Source organism: Novispirillum itersonii subsp. itersonii ATCC 12639 (genome assembly GCF_000381985.1).
GTDB lineage: Bacteria > Pseudomonadota > Alphaproteobacteria > Rhodospirillales > Rhodospirillaceae > Novispirillum > Novispirillum itersonii.
On sequence record NZ_KB907359.1, the window covers coordinates 20,731 to 28,570 of the forward strand.

9 protein-coding genes are annotated in these 7,840 nt (G+C 56.6%); 4 read left to right on the forward strand and 5 right to left on the reverse strand.

What is annotated here, in order from left to right; translation table 11 throughout:
* The first annotated feature begins 186 nt into the window (after nucleotides 1-186).
* The 3 genes from G365_RS24025 (at nucleotide 187) to G365_RS23315 (ending at nucleotide 4,061) form a co-directional block, all read left to right on the forward strand.
* Nucleotides 187-840: a hypothetical protein gene (locus G365_RS24025; protein ID WP_155976389.1), complete on the forward strand. Its 654-nt coding sequence runs from the start codon at nucleotides 187-189 to the stop codon at nucleotides 838-840.
* Nucleotides 830-2,026, forward strand: a complete 1,197-nt coding sequence (locus G365_RS22430; RefSeq protein WP_081628631.1) for a helix-turn-helix domain-containing protein — start codon at nucleotides 830-832, stop codon at nucleotides 2,024-2,026. Before G365_RS24025 ends, G365_RS22430 begins: the two co-directional genes overlap by 11 nt.
* Before the next feature lie 406 nt (nucleotides 2,027-2,432).
* On the forward strand, nucleotides 2,433-4,061 hold the full coding sequence (locus tag G365_RS23315; protein WP_019647127.1) for a recombinase family protein: 1,629 nt from the start codon (nucleotides 2,433-2,435) through the stop codon (nucleotides 4,059-4,061).
* Nucleotides 4,062-4,093: 32 nt separating this feature from the next.
* On the opposite strand, the gene G365_RS0119050 is transcribed toward G365_RS23315, so the two are convergent.
* From G365_RS0119050 to G365_RS0119055, 3 genes are all read right to left on the reverse strand, one after another.
* The gene (locus G365_RS0119050) at nucleotides 4,094-4,489 is read right to left on the reverse strand and encodes a type II toxin-antitoxin system HicB family antitoxin (protein ID WP_019647128.1); all 396 of its coding nucleotides are present in this window, start codon (nucleotides 4,487-4,489) and stop codon (nucleotides 4,094-4,096) included.
* Nucleotides 4,490-4,504: 15 nt separating this feature from the next.
* Entirely contained in the window at nucleotides 4,505-4,696 is a 192-nt protein-coding gene (locus tag G365_RS23675; RefSeq protein WP_081628632.1) for a type II toxin-antitoxin system HicA family toxin, read from the reverse strand.
* Between the two features lie 242 nt (nucleotides 4,697-4,938).
* Complete coding sequence (locus G365_RS0119055) at nucleotides 4,939-5,550, reverse strand: hypothetical protein (RefSeq protein WP_019647129.1); 612 nt, start codon at nucleotides 5,548-5,550, stop codon at nucleotides 4,939-4,941.
* Between the two features lie 365 nt (nucleotides 5,551-5,915).
* Between G365_RS0119055 and G365_RS0119060 the strand changes: the two genes are divergently transcribed.
* Nucleotides 5,916-6,251 carry a hypothetical protein gene (locus G365_RS0119060; protein ID WP_019647130.1) on the forward strand — a complete coding sequence of 112 codons (336 nt, stop codon included), beginning with the start codon at nucleotides 5,916-5,918 and terminating at the stop codon, nucleotides 6,249-6,251.
* Between the two features lie 101 nt (nucleotides 6,252-6,352).
* Here the strand turns inward: G365_RS0119060 and G365_RS0119065 are convergent, their stop codons facing one another.
* Both G365_RS0119065 and G365_RS0119070 read right to left on the reverse strand, forming a co-directional pair.
* Entirely contained in the window at nucleotides 6,353-7,051 is a 699-nt protein-coding gene (locus G365_RS0119065; protein WP_019647131.1) for a SprT-like domain-containing protein, read from the reverse strand.
* 27 nt (nucleotides 7,052-7,078) lie between these two features.
* The coding region (locus G365_RS0119070) for a helix-turn-helix domain-containing protein (RefSeq protein ID WP_026345515.1) at nucleotides 7,079-7,840 on the reverse strand (762 nt) is incomplete at its 5' end.

The window sequence follows — 7,840 nt, forward strand, 5'->3', positions numbered from 1 at the left end:
TATTCAGACAGATTGGCGGCATGACCGTGAACACCTAAACACCTAAGTCATCGGCCCCCAAGGAGTTGCTACGACAACTCGCGCAGCCGTTCTCCGATCAACGCGACGCGGCGCTGCGGTTGACAAAATAATAAAAAAATCGTATCTGGTTGCTTCATTCAACCTGCAACCGATTCGAGGGCCAGCATGAGTGTGGTCGATCCCGAGGGCTTTTTAGAAGATCAATTTCCGAAAAAGTACTGGCATCACATTCCAACCACACTGCGCACAGCATACGCTGCCGCCGCTGAGCTAATCGCATCTGATCCTATCCTGCAAATTGAAAGCGCCATAGCAAATCGAGGTCGTTTCATTTCTTGGGCAACCGACTTTGGCTTCAAGCGCTTACTCGAAACTCATCAGCTCCCGTTCGAGTTCCGATGGCGTCCGTTCTCAAAGCCTACTGGCAGCTACTTAGAGATTCGCTTATCTCATTCCGTCGTTTCCATCAGTCAGATATCAGACCCAACTAAGCAACCGAGAAACGTCCGTTTTCGGGAGAATGGCCGACTGAACAATGAACCATTTTTTGACCTCCCGGAGTTCGCTGACGAGCACACAGTCAAAGGCGAGCCACATTTCCTGCTAGTCCATGGTTATCAGGAGCTTACATTCGCCCACTTGGCCTTACCTCACCCACTGCATAACCGCAACTATCGTTTCAGAACCACCAACTTAATGTCTATTCCTCATGAACTTCCGAGCACAGGCCCCGCTATCGAAGATACGGATGTGGACTTCAATGCCACCCAGTTGCTAAAAGAGGACATTGAAAGGTGGCGGAAGGACAATGGAAAATAACACAAATAACGTTATTCGCTTTCCAAAAGCCGCCCGCGATGACAATCACGGGCGGCGATTGATTCCTGCACGTTTGCTGGAAGCACGGCTAGCGAAACGCTTGAATCAAACTGAAGTCGCCAACTTAATTGGCGTAAGTCGTCAGGCGATTTCCTCATATGAGCTCGGTGACAAAGTTCCCGAGCCTCCAACCATGCACGCGCTCGCTGAAGCTCTGGAGCAGCCCATCAGCTTCTTTACCAAAGAAGTAACTCCCAGTTTTGGCGTATTTAGCACCAACTTTTTCCGTAAGACGGGTGCTGACACGAAACGTCGCAATCTGGCATGCGAAGTATTTGCTCGATGGCTGTCTCAAACAGCCTATGTCTTTGATGAGGTGACAAACTACCCCAAAGTCGACCTTCCTGCATTTGAACCCCAATCTAGAACGTCGCCCCATTATGAGGATGAGGAGATCGAAGACATTGCGGAGAAAGTTCGCGAGCATTTTGGCTTAGGACTTGGTCCAATTTCCAACGTCGTTCGACTACTAGAGACAAAAGGTATCATCGTTAGCCGCGTCCAGATTCCAGACGAAAACATTGAGGCCTTCTCTTTTTGGAGCGGGCAACGCCCCTTCATATTCATGGCATCGGAAAAAGAAAGTTGCGCACGAGCTCGCTTTGACGCTGCTCACGAGCTTGGGCACCTTGTATTGCATAGGTGGGTTGGGGGTGAAGACCTTGAGGACAAGGAGCGGTTAAAAAAAATCGAATCTGAGGCTGACAGGTTCGCTGGGGCGTTCTTGTTGCCGCGGCGTTCATTTCCTAATGAGATTTACTCCCCTCGCCTTATGGCATTCGTTGAATTAAAAAAACGATGGAAAGTTTCGATCGCAGCCATGATCTATCGCTGCAAAAACCTTGGAATTTTTGACGATCAGCAGATAACAAACCTTTATAAACAAATATCTTTCAAGAAATGGCGGAAAATAGAACCTCTGGATGGCCCTAATGGCTTGCCGCTTGAACAGCCGATTCTCCTGAGAAGGGTCTCAGAGCTTGTTGTGGAGAGTGGGCGGCGGCATAAGGATGAGATCAAAGCGGCTCTCTCATTTGCCCCAGAAATGATTGAGCAACTCACAGGCTTACCAAAAGGTTATTTATCATCCGACCGGATTTCTGACTTTGATATAACACTGAAGTAGAATATTGAGCGTTCTGATTACCAAAGGCAGGTCATCCCTGCTCTACTAAGGACTCCACCCCCGACAAAGCCGCCCCGGATCCCTCCGAGGGCGGCTTTGTCATGTCCGGTGCGCAGCTCATTTTACCCCCCGTTGAGCGTATGCGAATAAGGGCAGGAGCGCGGTGGTACCACCGCGCCTATCCTGCCAGCGGGACGACAGAGAAAAAACCAAGGGGGTCCGCGCAATCTCTGAGAAACTGTGAGAAAGACTGAGAAACTTTGAGAAATTACCCCGTAAGATTGAGAAACTTTGAGAAACACTGAGAAAGTGTGAGAAAGACTGAGAAAATACACCTTAAGGCTGATTTCTCTCTTGTCTGCACCGGCAGCCCTTGATTATGGCTTTGGAAAGAAATCTCTTTCCCATGGCAGACATGACAGCTCTTACAGATCGCCCGAAGCGAGCCGCACTTTACGCCCGCCACTCGACGGACAAGCAGGCCACTTCCACCACGGATCAGATCAACCGCTGCCGGGCTTACTGCAAGGCACGGGGCTATCAGATCACGGGGATCTATAAAGACGAGGCTGTCTCCGGGAAGGTCCAGAAGCGTACCGGGATGATCCGGCTGATGGCTGCGGCCCGCAAAGATGAAATGGATGTGATCGTCACAGAGGATCTGTCACGCCTGAGCCGCCGCATGGCCCAGATCTCTGACACCTACGATATTCTCTCATTCCTTGGCATCACCATTGAAACAGTGAGCAATGGCAGCGTGTCACAGGTGGATGTTGGTCTGCGCGGGACGATGAACGCCCTTTATCTCACAGATCTGGCTGACAAAACGCGGCGGGGGATGAAAGCCGCAGTGCAGCGCGGCAGCCTGCCCGGCGGGCGTACCTACGGGTATCGGGCCACCCCAAAACTGACAGACAGCGGTGAAACCATCCGGGGCCTGCGGACTATCGTCCCTGAAGAGGCTGCCATCATTCGCCAGATCTTCGCAGACTATCTGACCGGGACAAGCCTGAAACGGCTGGCGGAAGATCTGAATGCCCGTGGCATTCCCAGCCCCGGCGGCGGCAAATGGTACGCGACAACGCTGGTCGGCACCGCCTCGCGTGGCTCCGGAATCCTGCGGAACAGGCTGTACATCGGGGAGGTCGTTTTCAATCGGCAGGAATGGAAGTCTCATCCCGAAACCGGCCACCGGCTGTCTGCGGTCCGCTCCGAAGAGGAGTGGATTACAACAGATGTGCCGGAGATGGCCATTCTGCCAAAGAAGCTGTTTGACGATGTGCAGGAAGAGCTTGAACGCCGGTCCAGCGTCCGCCGTGACCTGAAGGAAGAACGGCGCAAAGCTGGAGAAGAGCGTAAGCAACAGGACGCCAGAGACAGGCAGCGCCGCCACCGCCTGCGGCAGGAGCGCACCCTGACCAATGCCATGCTGTTCTTCAGTGGCAGGCTGTATTGCGGTTCCAGCGGCCAGAAAATGAAATCCCTGCGCAAAGAGCAATACGGATGCAGAACAGAGAACTGCCACCAGTGCCCCCGGACCCTGGACACTTTCCTTGATGCCGCCCTGAGCGCAATTACCGACCTGAAGCCCGCAGACATTCTGGTGGCCTATGACGCGGGGGACATTAAGGCCAAGCGCGAAGCCTATCAGGCGTCGGTGGTTTCCATTGAGACACAGGAGGCCGAAGCCCGTCAGAACATGACCCGAGTGCTGGACATTCTCGGCAGCTCAACCCGGCGGGAGGAAATACGGGCCTTCCTGCAAGCCAACGAAGACAGCATCCGCAGGCTGAATGCACAGCGGACAACCGCTGTGCGGGAGCTGCGGCTACTGTCTCCGACCGAAAAGACCATAGAGCAGGCCGTGGCGCTTCTGGGCATCTATGCCGACCGCCTTGAAGCCGATCTGATGGACCATCAGCCCAATAAGCGCCTGCGCGAGTGCATCAACCGGGTTACGGTGCTGCCGGGGGGCCGGGTGGAAATCGACTGGAACATGCTCGGCGTCATGCACCTGCTGCGGATTGAACACTGACCGGCAGTGTCCTGACGGTTTTGTATCGTACGTTACAAACCGGCCTGCCCGCCGCCCGCCATTGCCGCGATTTTCTCACGGGCCGCGCTGGCAAGAAAGGCTGAACGGGTCAGTCCACGCATCTTTGCCGCGTGGTCGATATCAGAGAGCAAACCCGCATCAACGGTGATGTTGGCCCGGACCACCCGCCCGGCATCGCGTTGAACCGGGATCATCACAACGACTTCCCCGGCCTCAACCAGCGCCACCACCTCGGCCATCGGGCGGGGCTGGGGAGCCTGACCGTCCCCGATCCATTCCGCCGCTGCCGTCATGGCATCGGCCATCGCCGCCTCAGCGGTTGCTCCTCCACCATGGCAGCCCGGAAGGTCCGGGATACGGACCCCCCACACGTCGCCGGAACCATCCAGAATACCGTAATAAAACATCTGCCTTCTCCCGTCTTACCAGCCAGCGGCTTCAGCGATGGACCGGGCCACACCCGGCGACACTTCCCGGTGCCGGGGGACAATGATCTTCACCCCCGGTCGCTCTGGGTGCTCGTACTTGTCATGTCGCGTTCCGCCGCAATTGATCCAGCCTTCAGCGTCCAGTCTGGCAAGGATGCGGCGCGTGTTGGTTTCAAATTTCGGCATGCTGCCCCCGATTTATACGCATTATTATACACACAACGCCAACCCCACACAAGCACGATGCGCACTATTACACACACTTTTACATCTCTTCCCAGTCATCGTTCAGCCCTCCATCGGGTTGGAAGAGCTGACCCGCTGAACCAGATGTTTCGGGACTGCAACTCAATAAAGAATATTTCACGTCTTTCCCTATCAAATTTTCATCCCCGGAGCCGGTTCCCCGGCCCCGGACGTCTGCCCCGTCAGGCTGGCAAGGCAGCCATTTCCTCGTCCTTCCGGCGGTGTGTAAGTTTCCAGCAGAACTCTATGGTCTTATAGAAACGGACATCGAAGTAATCGGTCATGCTGTCACTGTTATCGCGGTTATACGCTTGGGCAATCTCAGTCAGAACCTCTAAGACGTTTTCATACTCCGCTGTCATTCTCTGGCCCCGGAGAGGCATACCGTAGTCATAATATGGGCCATTTCCGTATTTATCGTCTGATGGATTGTCCCGCGCCCATGCCAGATACTCCGGATCATAAAGACGGAAGGAATCCGGAACCTCGGTAACCATCAGAGTCACCGCCCGGTAATCCCGCTTCCGCACGGATACCTTCACCTTCGGCAGCCGTCCCCCGGTAATGGCATCCTTGATATCCTGCCGGATCCGCTTGCAAACCTCGGTCAATGGCAGGTCTCGGGTAGCGTCGTACTTAGTGCCCCGGAACTCATTGTTCGGGTCGCAATAGGCGGGCGTGTAAGGGTTCGGCTTCCTGTCATCATTGGCAGCCACTTCCTTCTGGAAAACGGTCTTTGCCGCAACCCGGCGGGCTTTCAGGATAGCTTCCAGATCAATCATGATTGCGGTCATAGCGTGGGTCCCTTTCATCGGACTGGGTGGGTCGAACTTTGCCCTGTCGTCAGAAACTAGGAGGCATCCGCAAGGGGTTGTCCGGCAGGAGGGGGATCACCCACCGCCCACCGGGCGGCGCGAAGCGTGGTCGCCTGTAAGGCGACTATGGGGAGACCTGCCGGACAACAGCGGCCCATGGCCGCGCCTGCCCCTTGTGGAGGCCGGGGCGAAGCCCCTATGGCCCCGGAGGGGCTTGAAGGCTTTTCCCTCACAGCAGTACCCACACACCTACATGAAAGGTACATTAGACAATTATTGATATGCGCCCTGATAATGGGTACATCTGGCATTCAATTGCCTTGTACCTATCTGAAAGGTGTATCATGGAATTTCGGATCGTCGCCAACCGGGTGAAACTCTACCGCTCCACAGAGGGGAAGCGGCAGCAGATTGGATCCTTCCCGGCGTCCGCCACCGTGCTGGAAGAGGTGTCCCCCGGTACGGTGGCCAACCTGCCCCCCGAAGAGCTGAAGCAGCTTCAGGCGTGGCTCCGGGGCGCTCCTGTGCGGCTGGCGAAACAGGCTCATGCGGATCTGCTGCGGCAACTGGACTGGCTTTTGGCCCATCCCGACGCCCTGAACAGCTCCCAGCGGGAAGAACTGGCAAGCCGCCTTGCTGACGCGGCAAAGCGGTTCACACCGGAACGTAACAGGGGATAACGCGTTACGCTCCGCTCAGATCCCGGAATAAAAAATAACACTGTTATTTTCGTTACAGATCGTTTGAGCTGCGATTTTGTAAAGTACGATACAAATCTCCCCTACCCTCCGGCAAAGATACCCCCGCACAGGCCACAGGTCAGGACCAGCCCCTTCCGGCCCCAGACCTTCAGAAGCTCGCTGTCAGCACTGCACTGGTGGGAATAGCTGGTCTTCGCCTTGGCCTCGGGTTTCATCACCGGCAGGGAGACGGCTGCCGCCGTCACCGAGGACGACAGGGCGAAGCCCACACCCGCCTCAGCGGCCAAGGCCACCACCAGCCGGTCATACCACGGGATCATCACCCCTTCGGCGGACAGACGCTGATACAGGGCCTCAAGGGGACCGCCCTCAATCAGATAGTCGGCCACACGCTGCCCGGTCTTGCTGCCGCCCGGCTCCCCGGTTGAAGAGGGCATCAGGCCGATACTCTCCATCTTTCCGGCCCACTCCGCGTTGTGGTAGCCGCTGCGCGACGGCTTGCCGTGATGCGCCTGCCACTGATGGACCATTTCATGGGCCATGGTCTGCACCAGCTCCCGGAAGCCGTGGGTAGCGAACTCCCGGGGATTGATGGCGATTTCGTCCGCAATCTCGCCCTTGGCGCTGACGAAACGGCCTCGACGGTAATAGCCGAAGGTCTTCGGCGACTGATCGAGCGCGAACATCGGCACCGGCAGGGGAGGATCAAACAGCGCGTTGATTTCCACGAACAGCCGCTGGAACAGGCTGTAAAGCTCGGTTGAAGGGGAGAGGCTCATGCCACTGCCTCCCGCGTGATCGCTATGTCAACCATGGCCCCGGCCCTCCCCAGCGGACAAGCTAAGGGCGCTGAGACTGTGGTGGACGGTCCGGCGCAGGCCATCCCGGTCCAGCATCCCCCGCAGGTAGGCTGCCCGGTTGCGCACTCCGTGGCGCTCAATGGCAACCACGGCAGCCGCAAGGGCGGTGATGCCGTGGTGCCTCAAAGCTGACGCCCACACGGCCCCTTGCAAACCAAGATCCTTGTTCACCAGCCACGACACCGCACGGGTCAGGGCATGAAGGGCCACAGACGCGGTATCCGGGGACGACAGACAGGCAAGATCAGCCGGGGATAACACCCGTTGTAACGTTTGTGAGGCCGTTATCATCAGCCCGACAAGCTGGCCGTCATCGAGGGCCTGCCCCTGCCCGGCCTGTACAGAATCTTGTTTGGATTTCTTTGTAAGGTATTTCAGGGTGACAGATCGGTCACCCTCCCCTGACAGATCCGTCTGTGGATAAGTCACTGGTTCGGCTTCGGTTTCGGACCCGGAGGTTTCATCGACCTCGGCATACCGGGAAGCCAGTTCGGCCTTCACGGCGGCAACCGCCTGCCGCAATTGTTCCACCCGTGCCGCCACCGGACGCAGATCAATACCGCCAGAAATTGACCTCCGGTTGAGGCCATTATACCGCCGGATGATCCACCCGACGTCTTCCAGCTCACGCAAAAAGCGCGATACCTGCCGGGGTGATACCCGCAGCGAGGCTGCCAAAGATGCATTTCCGGGGGTGACCGTCAGATC

What these genes read in the sequence shown, in the direction of transcription:
- G365_RS0119065 (WP_019647131.1), bottom strand. Translation starts at nt 7,051, where the DNA reads ATGAGCCTCTCCCCTTCAACCGAGCTTTACAGCCTGTTCCAGCGGCTG.
- G365_RS23675 (WP_081628632.1), bottom strand. Translation starts at nt 4,696, where the DNA reads ATGCCGAAATTTGAAACCAACACGCGCCGCATCCTTGCCAGACTGGAC.
- G365_RS22430 (WP_081628631.1), top strand. Translation starts at nt 830, where the DNA reads ATGGAAAATAACACAAATAACGTTATTCGCTTTCCAAAAGCCGCCCGC.
- G365_RS23315 (WP_019647127.1), top strand. Translation starts at nt 2,433, where the DNA reads ATGGCAGACATGACAGCTCTTACAGATCGCCCGAAGCGAGCCGCACTT.
- G365_RS0119050 (WP_019647128.1), bottom strand. Translation starts at nt 4,489, where the DNA reads ATGTTTTATTACGGTATTCTGGATGGTTCCGGCGACGTGTGGGGGGTC.
- G365_RS24025 (WP_155976389.1), top strand. Translation starts at nt 187, where the DNA reads ATGAGTGTGGTCGATCCCGAGGGCTTTTTAGAAGATCAATTTCCGAAA.
- G365_RS0119060 (WP_019647130.1), top strand. Translation starts at nt 5,916, where the DNA reads ATGGAATTTCGGATCGTCGCCAACCGGGTGAAACTCTACCGCTCCACA.
- G365_RS0119055 (WP_019647129.1), bottom strand. Translation starts at nt 5,550, where the DNA reads ATGACCGCAATCATGATTGATCTGGAAGCTATCCTGAAAGCCCGCCGG.